The 14,587-nt window shown below is 58.8% G+C and carries 15 protein-coding genes and 1 other RNA gene; 11 read left to right on the top strand and 5 right to left on the bottom strand.

Features of this window, described 5'->3' with window-relative positions:
* Nucleotides 1-22 precede the first annotated feature (22 nt).
* Together AAIA72_RS03910 and AAIA72_RS03905 are read right to left on the bottom strand one after the other, a co-directional pair.
* The gene (locus tag AAIA72_RS03910) at nt 23-1,438 is read right to left on the bottom strand and encodes an adenylate/guanylate cyclase domain-containing protein (RefSeq protein ID WP_369602127.1); all 1,416 of its coding nucleotides are present in this window, start codon (nt 1,436-1,438) and stop codon (nt 23-25) included.
* Between the two features lies 1 nt (nt 1,439).
* The gene (locus tag AAIA72_RS03905; RefSeq protein WP_369602126.1) at nt 1,440-1,757 is read right to left on the bottom strand and encodes an Mpo1-like protein; all 318 of its coding nucleotides are present in this window, start codon (nt 1,755-1,757) and stop codon (nt 1,440-1,442) included.
* 179 nt (nt 1,758-1,936) lie between these two features.
* Here AAIA72_RS03905 and AAIA72_RS03900 point away from each other — a divergent pair, with 179 nt between their 5' ends.
* The gene (locus AAIA72_RS03900; protein WP_369602125.1) at nt 1,937-2,416 is read left to right on the top strand and encodes a YbjN domain-containing protein; all 480 of its coding nucleotides are present in this window, start codon (nt 1,937-1,939) and stop codon (nt 2,414-2,416) included.
* Nucleotides 2,417-2,420: 4 nt separating this feature from the next.
* Here the strand turns inward: AAIA72_RS03900 and AAIA72_RS03895 are convergent, their stop codons facing one another.
* On the bottom strand, nt 2,421-3,179 hold the full coding sequence (locus tag AAIA72_RS03895) for a TlyA family RNA methyltransferase (RefSeq protein WP_369602124.1): 759 nt from the start codon (nt 3,177-3,179) through the stop codon (nt 2,421-2,423).
* Nucleotides 3,180-3,303: 124 nt separating this feature from the next.
* Here AAIA72_RS03895 and ffs point away from each other — a divergent pair.
* From ffs to AAIA72_RS03845, 10 genes are all read left to right on the top strand, one after another.
* An RNA gene (ffs, locus tag AAIA72_RS03890) (signal recognition particle sRNA small type) lies at nt 3,304-3,399 on the top strand.
* A gap of 94 nt (nt 3,400-3,493) precedes the next feature.
* Nucleotides 3,494-5,548, top strand: a complete 2,055-nt coding sequence (gene dnaX / locus AAIA72_RS03885) for a DNA polymerase III subunit gamma/tau (protein ID WP_369602123.1) — start codon at nt 3,494-3,496, stop codon at nt 5,546-5,548.
* Nucleotides 5,541-5,864: a YbaB/EbfC family nucleoid-associated protein gene (locus AAIA72_RS03880; protein ID WP_369602122.1), complete on the top strand. Its 324-nt coding sequence runs from the start codon at nt 5,541-5,543 to the stop codon at nt 5,862-5,864. The genes dnaX and AAIA72_RS03880 overlap by 8 nt, the downstream gene beginning before the upstream one ends.
* Nucleotides 5,865-5,867: 3 nt before the next feature.
* On the top strand, nt 5,868-6,476 hold the full coding sequence (gene recR, locus AAIA72_RS03875) for a recombination mediator RecR (protein WP_369602121.1): 609 nt from the start codon (nt 5,868-5,870) through the stop codon (nt 6,474-6,476).
* Nucleotides 6,473-7,588 (top strand): ribonuclease D, encoded by a 1,116-nt coding sequence (locus AAIA72_RS03870; protein ID WP_369602120.1) that lies wholly within the window; start codon nt 6,473-6,475, stop codon nt 7,586-7,588. Before recR ends, AAIA72_RS03870 begins: the two co-directional genes overlap by 4 nt.
* Entirely contained in the window at nt 7,575-7,904 is a 330-nt protein-coding gene (locus AAIA72_RS03865) for a YcgL domain-containing protein (RefSeq protein ID WP_369602119.1), read from the top strand. Before AAIA72_RS03870 ends, AAIA72_RS03865 begins: the two co-directional genes overlap by 14 nt.
* Entirely contained in the window at nt 7,901-8,341 is a 441-nt protein-coding gene (locus tag AAIA72_RS03860) for a YcgN family cysteine cluster protein (protein ID WP_369602118.1), read from the top strand. The genes AAIA72_RS03865 and AAIA72_RS03860 overlap by 4 nt, the downstream gene beginning before the upstream one ends.
* Nucleotides 8,334-8,720 (top strand): hypothetical protein, encoded by a 387-nt coding sequence (locus tag AAIA72_RS03855; protein ID WP_369602117.1) that lies wholly within the window; start codon nt 8,334-8,336, stop codon nt 8,718-8,720. Before AAIA72_RS03860 ends, AAIA72_RS03855 begins: the two co-directional genes overlap by 8 nt.
* A gap of 83 nt (nt 8,721-8,803) precedes the next feature.
* Complete coding sequence (locus AAIA72_RS03850; protein ID WP_369602116.1) at nt 8,804-11,308, top strand: VWA domain-containing protein; 2,505 nt, start codon at nt 8,804-8,806, stop codon at nt 11,306-11,308.
* 6 nt (nt 11,309-11,314) lie between these two features.
* Nucleotides 11,315-12,112, top strand: a complete 798-nt coding sequence (locus AAIA72_RS03845) for a class II glutamine amidotransferase (RefSeq protein WP_369602115.1) — start codon at nt 11,315-11,317, stop codon at nt 12,110-12,112.
* Between the two features lie 35 nt (nt 12,113-12,147).
* Here AAIA72_RS03845 and cysK read toward each other — a convergent pair whose 3' ends face one another.
* Together cysK and tviB are read right to left on the bottom strand one after the other, a co-directional pair.
* A complete protein-coding gene (cysK, locus tag AAIA72_RS03840) occupies nt 12,148-13,122 on the bottom strand; it encodes a cysteine synthase A (RefSeq protein ID WP_369602114.1) in 975 nt (324 codons plus the stop codon).
* A gap of 38 nt (nt 13,123-13,160) precedes the next feature.
* The gene (tviB, locus tag AAIA72_RS03835; protein WP_369602113.1) at nt 13,161-14,435 is read right to left on the bottom strand and encodes a Vi polysaccharide biosynthesis UDP-N-acetylglucosamine C-6 dehydrogenase TviB; all 1,275 of its coding nucleotides are present in this window, start codon (nt 14,433-14,435) and stop codon (nt 13,161-13,163) included.
* Between the last annotated feature and the right edge of the window lie 152 nt (nt 14,436-14,587).

Genomic DNA, 14,587 nt, shown 5'->3' with positions numbered 1-14,587 from the left:
GGGCTGATCATGGAAAGACTGCTCAGCCGTTGCGAAGTTTCTCCGCCGCGCTTTCCAGGGCCTTCAGAATGCGCTCCCGTGCGGTGTCCGAAATCTTGCCAGTATCCAGATACATGGCGAAACCTTCCGTTTCGTGTTCGATGAAGCTCTTGTTGTCGCCGATATCCCGGCGGAAGTCGATCACCGAGTAGATCGGAATCGGCTTGGAGAAGCCCTTGACCGTGATCTGACCTTTGTCCCGGCACATGATGGTGTCCTTGATCAGGGCGAAGGTTTCATAACTGACCAGGATTTCACCCGGCTCGGCCATGGATTCCAGGCGGCTGGCCAGGTTCACTTCCTTGCCGATGATGGTGTAATCCATCCGGTTTTCCGCGCCGAAGTTGCCCACCGTCACATAACCCGTGTTGATGCCCATGCGGATTTCCAGTGGTGTTCTGACACCCTGGCTCCGCCATTTCTGGCGCAGGATCTTCATGTGCTTGCGCATTTCGATGGCCATGGCCACGCACGCCAGCGTGTCTTCCTTGGCGCCGCGGCTGGTGGGGTCGCCAAAGAAGATCATGATGCTGTCACCGACAAACTTGTCGATGGTGCCACCATACTTGAGCGCGATCTGGCTCATTTCGTTGAAGTAATGGTTCAGCAGTTCGGTGAGGCTTTCCGGTTCGATTTCCTCGCTCAGATCGGTAAAGCCCTTGATGTCGGAGAAGAACACCGCAAGTTTCTTGCGCTGGGTTTCCAGCCGGACATCCCTTTCGCCGGTAAAGATGGACTGCCAGACCTGTGGTGACAGATATTTGGCCAGCTTGTGGGACAGGGCAATGGATTGCTCCCGCTGCTGCTGGATCTGGGTTTTGGCCAGCACCAGTGCACGTGCCTGCTGGTGTGTGTAGAAGGCCGTGACGCAGACATAGAACATGGTGCCGAGACCGGCGACCACATTGACCGAAACGGGTGTGTCCAGGTTGATGTTGAAGTTGTAGGTGAGCGACGCAATCGTCATGCCCGCCAGCAGGGCGATATTGCCCTGGGCCCAGCTCTGCATGCCCCCCACATTGATGAAGCTGAAATTGAGCATCAGCAACCAGAACAGGGTGGGGCCGAGGGAGAATCCGATGAGGACAAGAATCATGCCGCACAGCACGGCGTCCACCAGAAGCAGTTTCTGCCGGACACCGGGGTTCTTCTGCTTGTTGAAGGCACGCAGAATGAAGTAGATCAGATGCGGCCAGATCATGGCAGCAGGTACCAGCCAGATCAGGTTCTCGTCAAAGTGGCCCTCAAGGATGCCGGCAACCAGGGTGGCGGCACTGCTCAGATAGCCTAGAACGCGCGCGTTGTAATCCGGCATGGGCGGAATCGCCACCGGTTTGTTCTGTGATGCTGAGCGCGCGCGCGTCTTTTCCGGCAGAGGTGGTTTGGGTGCGGCAGTCATGTCAGAGCGGTATCTTTCCAAGCAGCATGTCCCTGAACATTACCCAGTCTCCCATGAAACTGTACAACGGATGGCGGAAGGTTGCCGGACGGTTGTGTTCGAAGGCAAAGTGGCCGATCCACGCCAGACCGTAACCGGCAACGGGAGTCCACAGGATCAGCATTGGCCTGGCGAGAACAAACGATGCGATCAGCAGCGCCAGCACGATCAGCGAGCCCGCAAAATGCAGGCGCCGGCACACGGGATGCTGGTGTTCCGAGAGGTAATACGGATAGAACTCCGCAAACGATCTGAACTGGGTGCGAACACCGGTGCCCATGCCATATCCTCGTGTCTTAACGCTGAAAGTCTGCTTTTATTATCGTGAAACGTGTTTCATCAAAGAGTATCAGCAATTTCGTGACCTCACAATCTGCAATTTGGACGGGCGGGCGTATCACTTCACGACGGGTTTGCGTATAATGGCCGACCTTCGAAAAAACAAACCGGGTGTAATGCATGTCCTTCGTGTCACTCATTGATGGTGATGTGCTCCATCGTTGGCTTGAGCGAGCCGGAATCAAGGTTTATCTGTGCGGCCAGTGTCAGGGTATTCACCTGTCGGAGTTGCAGGGTGTCCCGGGCGTGGTCGAGAGCCGTCTGTTTGTGGAAGAGGACAGCATCCTGTTTACCACGGAGCTTGAAATCAAACCCTCGGCACTGATTCCATTGGTTTCGGATGTGGTCAGGATCAATGCCATGTATCCGCATATCAAGGTGTTCCCTGATGTGACGGATGACCAGTATCCGCGACTGATTGCCTGCGCCTCCCTGCTGACCGGCGCAGGCCTGACCTATGAACAGTTTGGTGTGTTCATGGGCACCTGTCAGGATCTGGCCAGAAAACTGGTACAGGATCTGACTGAAATCGGCTATCTCATGATCGAGGGTGAGGCACCCGAGGGTGTGGCCGGTATCCCGGACGCCCGCCTGCACTGACTGATCATTCCGGGCGGCGTGCCAGGATGAAGAATTCCCGGTTGCCATCGCCGCCTGCAATCGGGCTGTCGAACCAGTCCAGAACAGTCATTCCGGCTTCCGCATACAAGGTCTTCGTGGTTGTCTCGAGTTCGGCATAGCGAGACGGATCGCGGACGATTCCCTTGTCGTTCAGGGCTTCCGGGCCCAGTTCGAACTGTGGCTTGACCAAGGCCAGAAAGTGCCCTGCGGGTCTCAGGCATTCTACGACTTCGGGCACCACCAGCCTCTGCGAAATGAAACTGACATCCATGACGGCCAGATCGGCACCCTGATCACCGAGATATGGGCGAACGGTGTCAATCATGTCCCGGGCGTTGATGCCTTCCAGAGTCACAATGCGCGGATCCGCTTTCAGAGAGTCATGAAGCTGATCGTGCCCGACCTCCACGCCGACCACCTTTGCCGCACCGTGCTGCAGCAGGCAATCTGTAAAGCCGCCGGTGGATTGGCCCACGTCCAGGCACAGCGTGTCGTGCACATCCAGTCCGGTGTGGCGCAGTGCGCCTTCCAGCTTGATGCCGCCCCGGCTGACATATCGCAGCAGATCGTGATCCAGTATCCTGAGGGGGGTGTCTTCGGGAAAGGCAGCAGCGGGCCGTGTCACAGTCTGCCAGCCCGTGCCGGTGCGGACTTCCACGGCATGGGCGCGAATGAGTTGCTGAGCAAGGGAGCGGGAAGCAATCAGGCCCTTCTGAACGAGCAATTTGTCGATACGCTGCATGGTCGTCTCACATATGGTCGGCTGCGTATGATAGCGCATTTGACTCAGTGGGATAATCTGCTTGATGCCATGCCCGGCCTTTGTTAGTATTGCGTCCGCTTTTCGGAGCGCTTGATGGTGGGCCTGTCGGTCCCCTCGCGACATGAAACCGTAAACCTGGTCAGGCCCGGAAGGGAGCAGCCATAGCGGTGGAGTGTGCGCCGGGGTGTGGCTGGCGGGTCCGCCTCCATTTCCTCCCCCTCGAACGCATGGCACCCCGCCTGCCACTCTGGTAAGGTAGGCAACGATCCTACAGTACACACAGTCAGGTTGAAATGAGCTATCAGGTTCTTGCCAGAAAGTGGCGTCCCGGAAAATTCGAAGAAATGGTGGGGCAGGAGCACGTGTTGCGTGCGCTGGCCAATGCACTGGACCAGAACAGGCTTCACCACGCATACCTGTTTACCGGCACCCGGGGAGTGGGCAAGACCACGCTCGCCCGTATTTTTGCCAAGTGCGTCAACTGCGAAACGGGCATTTCGGCAACCCCCTGCGGCACCTGCCAGACCTGTGAGGAGATTGCCTCCGGACGCTTTGTGGATCTGATCGAAATAGACGCAGCGTCCCATACTGGCGTCTCCGAGATCCGCGAGATTCTTGACAATGTGCAATACGCACCCACACGCGGGCGCTTCAAGATTTATCTGATCGACGAGGTACACATGCTGTCCAACTCGTCGTTCAATGCGTTGCTCAAGACTCTGGAGGAGCCGCCTCCGCACATCAAGTTTCTGCTGGCCACGACGGATCCCCAGAAGCTGCCGATCACCGTTCTGTCCCGGTGCCTTCAGTTCAATCTCAAGAATCTGCCGGAAAAGCGCATTGTGAGTCATCTGGCCCACGTGCTGGACGCAGAAGGCATTCCTCATGAAACGGAGGCACTTTGGGAAATTGCCCGGAGTGCGGATGGCAGCATGCGCGATGCGCTGAGTCTCACGGATCAGGCCATTGCCTTCGGCCAGGGCGAGGTGCGCACTGCCGACGTGATTGACATGCTGGGCACGGTTGACCGGCAGGTGGGCCGCAAGCTGCTGGCGTCCGTTATCGGGAGGCGTCGTGAAGACGCCCTGAAACTGTGTCATGAGATCGCACAACGGTCACCGGACTGGTCCCACCTGCTGGAGGGCATGGCCGAGCTGGCGCACCGTATTGCCATGGAGCAGACGGTGAGCGGTATTGTCGATGATGCCTTGGGGGATCAGGACTTTGTCCGGGAAATGGCCCGCAATGCTTCACCCGAACACATCCAGCTGATTTACCAGATTGCGCTGGCCGGTCTGCGGGACATGCCCTACGCACCCACGCCGCGGATCGGTTTTGAAATGTCACTGATTCGCATGCTCGCGTTTACGCCCTTGTGTCCGACCGGGATTATCGGTGGCGAGGGTTCAGAAGCGGCTTCCAATGACTCCGGCACAGGCAGTGAGCCGGCGGTTTCCGGTCAGCCGGCCGCACCCGGTGACACGGAAGCCGTCTCACAGATGGCCTCGGTATCCCGGGAAGAATTCAGTCCGGATGCCGGAACTCCCGACACAAGCCGCGCACCCGCGACGGCTGAACGGACAAACGACGAATCCCCGGTATCCTCTCAGGCCGCTTCACCACAGCGTGACACGGTCCCGGAAGCGGTGGAAGATGCCGCTGAGGATACGGCTGCTTCGCCGGATGCTTCATTGGACATGAGCGCCCCTGCGATTCCGGAGCCCGCGCCTGCTGTTGCGGACCCGGCTGACCCTGATGCCTGGCGCAATGAAGTCAGTCAGGATGATGGAACCACGGCAGAAACCGTTGTCGAGCCTTCTGAACCGACTGTCGCGGCCATGTCCATGTCCGCGGCCACGTCCACGCCCTCCGGGGGGGCGGTGCAATCTGATACTGTCTGCCAGCCGGCGGCTACTATGCCTGCCGCTCAGGAGATGGATGACCTGACGCGGTTCTGGCTGGACCTTTACGGCAGGCTGCCTCTCAAAGGCATGCTGGCAAGTCTGTGCAAACGACTGGCGCTGGTGCGGAAGGAGGGGGATACCTGGTACTTCCTCATTGACCCCGAGCATGGTGACTTTTTTACCGCCTTGCATCGTGAGCGTCTGGCTGGCGCGCTGTCGGAGGTGACCGGATCGTCCTGCCAGGTGGACGTGGCCGTTGAAACCCACAACCTGATGACACCTCAAGCGCATGAGGATATCCGGGCCGCCGAACGCCAGGCCGAGGCGGAGCGTATCATTCTCCAGGATCCCTGTGTCCGCACCCTCATTGAAACCTTTGATGGTACCCTGATTCCGGGTAGCATCCGACCCGATACCGCTACAGGAGAGACTTCGCATGTTTGAGAATATGGGCGAACTGATGAAACAGGCCCAGAAAATTCAGGAACAGATGAAGGAAGCGCAGGAAAAGATTGCCAGCCTTGAAGTCACCGGTGAAGCCGGTGCAGGGCTGGTCAGGGTGACCATGGACGGACGTCACGACGTGAAGAAAGTTAGCATTGATCCTTCATTGATGAGCGAGGAGCGCGAAATCCTCGAAGATCTGATTGCGGCCGCGGTCAATGACGCGGTGCGTCGTGTCGAGAAAACGCAGAAGGAAAAGATGGCAGAGCTGACACAAGGCATCGGTTTTCCGCCCGGATTCAAGATGCCGTTCTGATCCATGAGTGTATTGCCGCCCTCCCTGATGATGCTGGCCGAAGCGCTGGCGCAATTGCCCGGCGTGGGCCCCAAGACGGCCCAGCGCCTGGCATTCTTCATTGTGGACCGGGGCCGGGATGCGGGGGCGCATATTGCCTCGGCCATCACGGCTGCGCTGGAGCGCATCGGTCACTGTGAGCAGTGCAACAACTACTCTGACGAGCCGGTCTGTGCCCTGTGCCGGGACAGCCTCAGGGATGACGGAGTCATCTGTGTGGTGGAATCTCCCCTGGACGTGGTGGCGATAGAGCAGAGCGGTGCCTACCGGGGACGCTACTTTGTGCTGGGCGGACATTTGTCGCCGCTGGATGGTATCGGACCGGAGGATATCGGCATCGAACGTCTGGAAGCGCGCATGGACGCCCTCAGGCCGCAAGAAGTGATTCTGGCCACGAACCCCACTGTGGAAGGGGAGGCCACGGCACATTACATAGCCGAGTGTGCGGCCGCCCGGAATATTCCGGTGACGCGTATCGCCCAGGGTGTGCCCATGGGTGGGGAGCTGGGGTACACGGATCCGGGAACACTGGGCTATGCGCTCAGAGACAGAAAAAGGTATACCGATTCATGACATTGAAAACGACCTGGCCAATCACCTGGGTCACTCGTCCGGATGAACTCGAGACACTTGCCATGCGTCTGGAGCAGGAGCCTGTTGTGGCTCTCGATACGGAGTTCATGCGGACGAACACCTATCATCCGATTCCGGCCCTGGTTCAGATTGCCATTTCGGGACAGGTGTGGCTGGTGGACTGTGTGGCGCTACCTGATTTGTCTGCTCTGAGAGGCATGCTGCAGAGCGAGGGGGTGCTCAAGCTCTTTCACTCGGTCGGTGAAGATCTCTTCGTGTTCGAGCGTCTCAATGTGCCGGACATTCAGCCCATCCTGGATACCCAGGTAGCGGCAAGCTGGCTGGATTATCCCCTGCAGCACGCATTCCAGAAGCTGGTGCAGGATGAGCTGGGCGTGGAGCTGGACAAGGGGGAAACCCGGTCTGACTGGCTGCAGCGGCCGCTCAGTGACAGCCAGGTCAGGTACGCGGTTGCCGATGTGGAGTATCTGCTGGGCATCTACGATAAATTGTGGCCACGTTTGCCCGAATCAGTCCGCCGGATCATTCCCGATATTGTCCGCGAGGCAACCGTGAAGCAGCGGCAAACCATCGAGCCGGAGCGTTATTACCTCAAGCTGCGGGGAGGCTGCCACTTGTCACCGGCTCAGCAGGCGGTGCTGCAGGCGCTGGCCGCATGGCGCGAATCCCGTTGTCAGGAAGACGATCTGCCGCGCGCCTGGGTGGTCAGTGACAAGGACCTGATCTGCATTGCCGAGTCCATGCCGAAAAACCTGTCTGCGCTGGCCGCCGTGACAGACATGCGTGGCAGAAGCCTGCGCAAGTACGGCCAGACCGTCCTTGAGATCGTGAAAAGGGAGGATCTGCCGACCGAGCCTTCACTGGGGCTGATCGAAAAGCCCTTGCCCGGCCGCCTCAAGCCCCGCTATGGCGCCTTCAAGACCGCTGCGGAGGCGCTGGCCAAAGCCCATGGCTGGCCCCTCTCCCTGATCTTTGACCGACGCACACTGGAAGCCTTGACACGCGAAGGCATCGGCGAGCGGGACTGGGGCTGGCGGACGCCGTTTGTACATGAACTGATCAGAAAGGCCAACGTCAATGAGCACAGTTGAACGCAAGATGGTTTCCGTCTACAAGAGCTCCCGCAAGGCGGAAACCTACCTGTATGTGGACAAGCGAAAGGGTACCGAAGACGTGCCTGGCGCATTGCTGGAACATTTCGGCAAACCTCAGCACGTCATTGATTTGCTGCTCACCCCCGAGAAGAAGCTGGCCAGAACCACGGGCAAGGATATCCTGGAGGCAATACGGGACAAGGGTTTTTATCTCCAGTTGCCGCCACCTCCGGAAGAGGAAGCGCGTCGTGTGATCGAGGCGGCCGAAAGGTATAGTGCCTTCAGCCGCGCAGCCCGTGATGATGCGTCATGAATCCGCTGGCCGTCCGGCCCCTGGACAGTCTGACTTCCGATGAGTGGGAGCAGCTCTGTGATGGCTGTGGCAAATGCTGCCTGAACAAGCTGGAAGATGAAGATACCGGGCAGATCTTTCTGACGCGGGTGGCGTGCCGGTATCTGGATCTGGAGTGCGGTGGTTGCCGGGTATATGATCAGCGCACCCGGTACAAGGCGGATTGCATTCGCCTGACGCCGGAGACACTGCCACAGATCGTGGCATGGCTGCCCGCGACCTGCGCCTACCGGCTGCGATATGAGGGCAAACCTCTGCCGGACTGGCACCCCCTCGTGTCCGGACGGATGGACAGTCCGGCGGATGCAGGTCATGCCGGCTGGGCCGGAGCGGTCAGTGAGGACGGTGTGCCGGAGGAAATGTGGGAAGCCCTGATCTGGGAGGATGATCATGATTGACAAGGGGACACTCTATTATCTGACCGCCTGGGGCGCCTATTTGCTGGCCGTCACCGGGCTGTATGCGTTGCTCTGGCCCCTGTTTCGCCGCATCCGGAGAAAGGGGCTTCAGCGCTTCCTTCGTGCACTCTACGTCTGGCTCTTCTATACACCCGCATTTGCGGCAGCCAAGGGCTTTCAGCTTGCGCCTGCATTCATGGTGGTCGTGTACAGTGCCGTGGAAGGGGAGACCGGCATGCTGGTGCAGGGTGGGCTGTTCTACCTGGGGTCGCTGGCCCTGTTCGTGAGTCTGTATATTCTGGACCGGGCGCTTCACGCCGTACTTCACCCGCATGGTCACAAAACGACCAAGGCTCATGCAGTTAGATCGGGAAATTAAAGCACGGGCTTTCAAATCTCATTGTAGTCTCTGAAAAAACTGCTATACCTTAGGGTTAAAGATCCAAAGATCAGGATGACCGCATGCGCTTGTTTCAGAGAGGTTCAAAAGGGGCTGTCGCCCTTTCTTTGTGGCTGATCGCCGCTTTCTGGGGGACGTTGGCCCAGGCTGCCATCCAGCTTCCGGAAAACCCCGACGTACGGGTGATTGTCGATATCTCCGGCAGCATGAAGAAGAATGACCCTCAGAACCTGAGGCGGCCGGCGGTGCGCCTGATTGCCAACCTTCTGCCTCCCGGCAGCACCGCGGGCGTATGGACCTTTGGTCAGTATGTGAACATGCTGGTCAAGCACAGGCCTGTGGACGACGCCTGGAAGGCGGAGGTCATCAAGGCATCGGAACAGATCAATTCAGTGGCCCTGTTCACCAACATTGGTGCCGCCCTGGAAAAGGCTGCCGATGACTTCTCGGACGGAGCGAAGCATGCCAATACGCACTTTATCCTGCTCAGTGACGGGGTGGTGGATATTTCCAAAAACACTGAGGAGAACGTTGCCGAGCGTCGCCGGATCCTGAGCCAGGTGTTGCCCGGAATTCAGGCGGCCGGCGCAACCATCCATACGATTGCACTGTCAGACAACGCGGACAAGTCCCTGCTTGAGACTATCGCTGTTCGTACAGGGGGGGTGGCCGTGGTGGCCAAAAGTGCTGAGGAGCTCACACGGGTGTTTGTGGAGACGCTCGAACAGGCGGTGCCCGCCGAGGAGGTCCCCATCAAGGACAACCAGTTCGACGTGGATTCCAATGTTCAGGAGCTGACAGCACTGCTGTTCCGTGCCAAGGATGCGCCTCCGACCGAGCTGATTGACCCTTCGGGCAAGTCGATCACTGCGGATGATCATGGAGATGACGTGCGCTGGTTGCGTGAAGCCGATTTTGATCTCATCACCATTACCAAGCCCTTTGAAGGGAGCTGGAAGCTCAAGGCGACGCCGGCACCCGGAAGCCGCGTGACGGTCGTGTCCAATTTGCGCATGGTCATGGGGCGTTTGCCTGCCAACTTCTACGCCGGAGACCGGCTGGATATCGAAGTCGGGTTCTTTGAAGACGGACAGCAGGTGACCGAACCGAATTTCCTCCGGCTCATTGATCTGGATATCACCGTCGAGTTTGAGGACGGCAAGTCAGGTACCAAGCGGATTTCCGATCCCGCCAATCCGCCGGCGGACGGGGTGTTCCGGGACGCCATTACCAAGCTCAAGACCACGGGCCGTTACAAGGTGATTGCCACGGCTGATGGCAAGACCTTCAGGCGTCAGGCCCGTCAGCTGATTACACTGCAACCGCCTTTTGCCGTCGAACTGGAAGCGACCGGTAGCGGGGAAACGACGCGCTATCTGCTGACGGCGACGCCGCGCAACCCCCATATTGATATCGCCGGAACCTCCATTGTGGCGAAGATCAAGGCCCCTGATGCCAGTACGCTCATCAAGACGATGCCCTTTGTGGACGATGTCCGGCGCTGGGAGCTGCCCATTGAGGCGACCAAGGGTGAAGGCGAATATACAGTCCAACTGACGGTCAAGGCAAAACTGGACAACGGCGCAACCTTCGGTCTTTCCCCCAAGGAAGTGGTAGCAGAATTTCCGCGGCAGGAGGCTTCGCCCAACCGTATCGAGTCCCTGGTGGATCCGGAACAGGTCAATGCCATCAACGCCCAGCTGACGGAAGAGCCCGTGGTACAAAAAGCACCAGAGCCTGAACCTGCGGCTGAGGCCGAACCGGCGGTTATCGCACCGATTTCCGAAGAGGCCATCGCCCAGGCTGAAGCAGAGCAGACGGCAGCAGCTGAGCAAACGCCCGAGGAGGCTTCCGGCATCCCGCTTTGGGTGATGATCGCTATCGGCGGCGGCGTATTGCTGATTCTTGGTGGTGCAGGATTCTGGTTCTGGCGCAGGAAAAAGCAGGCCCAATTGCAGGCCAGGCCGCGCAAGAAACCGGGGCAGGGTAAGCGGCCTTCACTCCGCGATGATGCGGAAGATGCCGGGGCGGCTGCTACGGCCGCAGCAGCCGCAGGTGCAGCCGCCGCAGAAGCGGCCGAGCCGGATCTGGAAGATGAAATTGAAAGGCTTGAAGAGCCGGAAGCCATTGACATGGACGAGTTCGATACCCCGGAGACCGGAGCAGCGGAGCCTGAGGTAACGGAGCTCGACGATCATCTGGCAGCGGAGGATGTCACGGATGTCCCGGATACAGATGTCATGGATGACGCGGATGCCATGGAGTTCGACATCAACGCGGCAGATGAAATTGATGCCGCATTCGAGGCGGCTGCCGAGCCTGAAGAGGTGAATGTGCCGGAGCCTGCCGAATCCGAGCCGCCCGTGGTCGAGGCCGTACCGGAGGCGGATGAGGTGGCGGCCGGAGGTGAGGACGAACTGGATCCCGAAGCCCTGGCGGACCAGATCCTTCAGGAGAACGAGCAGGCCCGCAAGCGCATTGAGGATGACGAATTCAATCTGGAAGATTTTGATATTGCCGATGTGGACGACCTGCCTGATGAGGATGAGAAAAAACCGGATGCGTAAAGCCTGATGTGTGAACTGATGGCCATGAGCGCCAATGTGCCCACTGACATACAATTTTCATGGGAAGGGTTGCGCAGGAGAGGTGGGGAAGCGGGCCCCCACCGGGATGGCTGGGGCATGGCCTTCTATGAAGGTAAGGGTATCCGGGTGTTTCGTGACCCGAATCCCAGTTCTCAGTCGGAAATGGCGGAGTTTGTTTGTCGGTATCCACTCAAGAGCAAGACCGTGATCAGCCACATCCGCCAGGCTAACCAGGGTGAAATCTGTCTGGCAAACACTCACCCCTTTGTGCGCGAGCTGTTCGGACACTACTGGTGCTTTGCCCACAACGGGCAGGTCCCCGCCTTTCGCAGCTTTGTTGTCACACCCGGTGATCAGGCTTTACCGGTAGGCACGACGGACAGCGAGCATCTGTTCTGCTGGATGCTGAATCAGATCCGCCATCGTTTCGATCACATGCCCGATGTTGTGGAGCTGGGGCAGGTGATTCATGAGCTGTGTACGCAAATCAGCGCGAAGGGCGTATTTAATCTGCTGCTGTCGGAAGGCCGTGCCTTGTATGTCTATTGCCACACTCACCTGCACCAGATTACCCGGCGCGCCCCCTTTGGGCGGGCCACCCTGGCGGACAGTGATATCGCCATTGATTTCTCGGAGCACACCACGCCGGGCGATGTGGTGACGGTATTGGCAACTCAGCCGCTCACGGTGGATGAAGCCTGGGAAAAACTGCCCTCCGGACAGCTTCGGGTACTGCAGGACGGAGAAGTGACGGCGGTCTTTGAGGCGCCCACTGGAGACTGAAGGCAGCGGGGTACACGAGGTACCCCGCCTGACGATCAGGGATTGAGTTCCTTGTCCGTAAAGACACCTTCAAACAGCGGGCTGCTCAGGTAGCGTTCCGCAGAATCCGGCAGAATCACGACGATGGTCTTGCCCTTGTTTTCCGGCTTTTCGGCGAGCCGGGCTGCGGCGGTCATGGCGGCGCCACAGGAAATGCCCACCAGAATGCCTTCCTCTTTCATGAGGCGGTGCGCCATTTCGATTGCTTCTTCATTGGTGACGCGCTCCACACCATCAATCAGCGACAGGTCCAGGTTCTTCGGGATGAATCCCGCGCCAATGCCCTGAATCTTGTGGGGGCCGGGAGTGAGCTCCTGCCCCGCCAACGCCTGGGTGATCACCGGAGAATCCGTCGGTTCCACGGCAATGCTCTGAATGGCCTTGCCACAGGTCTGCTTGATGTAGCGGGATACGCCGGTGATGGTCCCGCCCGTACCGACACCCGCCACGAGGATATCGATGGCGCCTTCCGTGTCTTCCCAGATTTCCGGACCGGTGGTCTTTTCATGTATGGCCGGGTTGGCCGGGTTTTCGAACTGCTGCAGAATGATGTGCTGTTCGGGATCGGCCTCGGCGATTTCGCGAGCCTTCTCGATGGCACCTTTCATGCCCTTGGCCGGGTCCGTGAGGATGACTTCTGCGCCGAGCGCCTTGACCACCTTGCGCCGCTCCAGACTCATGGAGGCGGGCATGGTCAGGATAAGCTTGTATCCCCGAGCCGCCGCCACGAAGGCCAGTGCAATGCCGGTATTGCCACTGGTGGGCTCAACGATGGTCATGCCGGGCTTGAGCGCGCCACGCTGTTCGGCATCCCAGACCATGTTGGCACCGATACGGCACTTGACCGAGTAAGCGGGGTTGCGGCCTTCAATTTTGGCCAGCACGGTGGCATTGTCACTGACAATGCGATTGATCCGGACCAGCGGTGTCCGGCCGATGGACAGCGAGTTGTCGTCGTAAATCCTGCTCATGAGTATTTACTCCTTTCAAGGGTTGACGTCTGTCTCTTTTATAGCCGGCCGTCCACGTCTTCGCGCGGCAGAATATGCTTCACGTCAAAGAGCACGTGATCGGGCTTTCCGAAGGCATGAATGCCCTCTGCGCCCAGCGCCCTGAACTGCCGGTGGCCGACGGCAATCACTATGGCATCATAAGCCTCTTTCTCCGGCGAGGGAACCGGTTTGATGCCGTATTCTTCTTCCGCTTCCGCCGGGCTGGCCCAGGGGTCATGCACGTCCACACGGGTACCATAGGACTCCAGAGTACTGATCACGTCGATGACACGCGTATTGCGGATGTCCGGGCAGTTTTCCTTGAATGTCAGTCCGAGGATCAGTACACGCGCTTCGGAAATGCCGATTTTCTTCCGTGTCATGAGCTTGATCACGCGCTCGGCCACATACTCGCCCATGCCGTCATTGATTCGCCGGCCGGAAAGGATCATCTCAGGATGGTGGCCCACGGCCTGCGCCTTGTAGGTAAGGTAATACGGATCCACGCCGATACAGTGGCCGCCGACCAGACCGGGCCGGAAGGGCAGGAAATTCCACTTGGTGCCGGCCGCTTCCAGCACTTCCAGGGTGTCGATGCCGAGCTTCTCGAAGATCATGGCCAGCTCGTTGATCAGGGCAATGTTGACGTCGCGCTGGGTGTTCTCGATCACCTTGGCCGCTTCGGCCACCTTGATGGATGAAGCCTTGTGGGTGCCGGCGGTGATGATGGAGGCATAGAGGGCATCCACCTTGTCGGCAATTTCGGGCGTAGAGCCGGAGGTGACCTTGAGAATGGTGGTGACCCGGTGTTCCTTGTCGCCCGGATTGATGCGCTCCGGACTGTAGCCGCAGAAAAAGTCCTTGTTGAAGGTCAGGCCGGACATTTCTTCCAGAATGGGGACGCACACCTCTTCGGTGGTGCCGGGATATACGGTGGATTCGTAGATGACGATATCCCCCTTCTTGAGATACTGACCGATAGTACGGCTGGCTGCCCTGACCGGCCCGAGATCGGGGATCTTGTAATCGTCGATGGGGGTGGGCACGGTCACAATGTAAATGTTCCGGTCTGCAAGGTCTGCGGGATCATGGCTGTATCGCAAACGGGTGGCGGTTTTCAGTTCTTCGTCGGAGACTTCCAGGGTGCTGTCGTGGCCCGCTTTCAAGGCCTCGACGCGCCGGGTGCTGACGTCAAACCCCAGCGTGTCGTAATGTTTTCCGAATTCCACCGCCAGCGGCAGTCCCACGTAACCGAGGCCGATGATGGCCAGGCGCACATTGTCCAGAGTCATGACTGTCCTTTTCATCCTGAGTCAGTAAAGGCTGCGGGCATTATAGGTTGAGCGGGCGGGGAAACGAAAGCGGATGTGTCGCGGTTTCGGGAACTCCGGATTGTGTCATGTTTCATTTTGGGGAGATCGACGATGAAGATGCCGAATTTGGC

Source organism: Thermohahella caldifontis, from assembly GCF_041153465.1.
Taxonomy (GTDB): domain Bacteria; phylum Pseudomonadota; class Gammaproteobacteria; order Pseudomonadales; family Oleiphilaceae; genus Thermohahella; species Thermohahella caldifontis.
The sequence above is the reverse complement of the archived record's forward strand: the minus strand, read 5'-3'. Positions and strand labels throughout refer to the sequence as shown.

Coding starts and splice junctions, on each gene's coding strand:
- AAIA72_RS03910 (WP_369602127.1), bottom strand. CDS start 1,438: ATGACTGCCGCACCCAAACCACCTCTGCCGGAAAAGACGCGCGCGCGC.
- AAIA72_RS03905 (WP_369602126.1), bottom strand. CDS start 1,757: ATGGGCACCGGTGTTCGCACCCAGTTCAGATCGTTTGCGGAGTTCTAT.
- AAIA72_RS03900 (WP_369602125.1), top strand. CDS start 1,937: ATGTCCTTCGTGTCACTCATTGATGGTGATGTGCTCCATCGTTGGCTT.
- AAIA72_RS03895 (WP_369602124.1), bottom strand. CDS start 3,179: ATGCAGCGTATCGACAAATTGCTCGTTCAGAAGGGCCTGATTGCTTCC.
- dnaX (WP_369602123.1), top strand. CDS start 3,494: ATGAGCTATCAGGTTCTTGCCAGAAAGTGGCGTCCCGGAAAATTCGAA.
- AAIA72_RS03880 (WP_369602122.1), top strand. CDS start 5,541: ATGTTTGAGAATATGGGCGAACTGATGAAACAGGCCCAGAAAATTCAG.
- recR (WP_369602121.1), top strand. CDS start 5,868: ATGAGTGTATTGCCGCCCTCCCTGATGATGCTGGCCGAAGCGCTGGCG.
- AAIA72_RS03870 (WP_369602120.1), top strand. CDS start 6,473: ATGACATTGAAAACGACCTGGCCAATCACCTGGGTCACTCGTCCGGAT.
- AAIA72_RS03865 (WP_369602119.1), top strand. CDS start 7,575: ATGAGCACAGTTGAACGCAAGATGGTTTCCGTCTACAAGAGCTCCCGC.
- AAIA72_RS03860 (WP_369602118.1), top strand. CDS start 7,901: ATGAATCCGCTGGCCGTCCGGCCCCTGGACAGTCTGACTTCCGATGAG.
- AAIA72_RS03855 (WP_369602117.1), top strand. CDS start 8,334: ATGATTGACAAGGGGACACTCTATTATCTGACCGCCTGGGGCGCCTAT.
- AAIA72_RS03850 (WP_369602116.1), top strand. CDS start 8,804: ATGCGCTTGTTTCAGAGAGGTTCAAAAGGGGCTGTCGCCCTTTCTTTG.
- AAIA72_RS03845 (WP_369602115.1), top strand. CDS start 11,315: ATGTGTGAACTGATGGCCATGAGCGCCAATGTGCCCACTGACATACAA.
- cysK (WP_369602114.1), bottom strand. CDS start 13,122: ATGAGCAGGATTTACGACGACAACTCGCTGTCCATCGGCCGGACACCG.
- tviB (WP_369602113.1), bottom strand. CDS start 14,435: ATGACTCTGGACAATGTGCGCCTGGCCATCATCGGCCTCGGTTACGTG.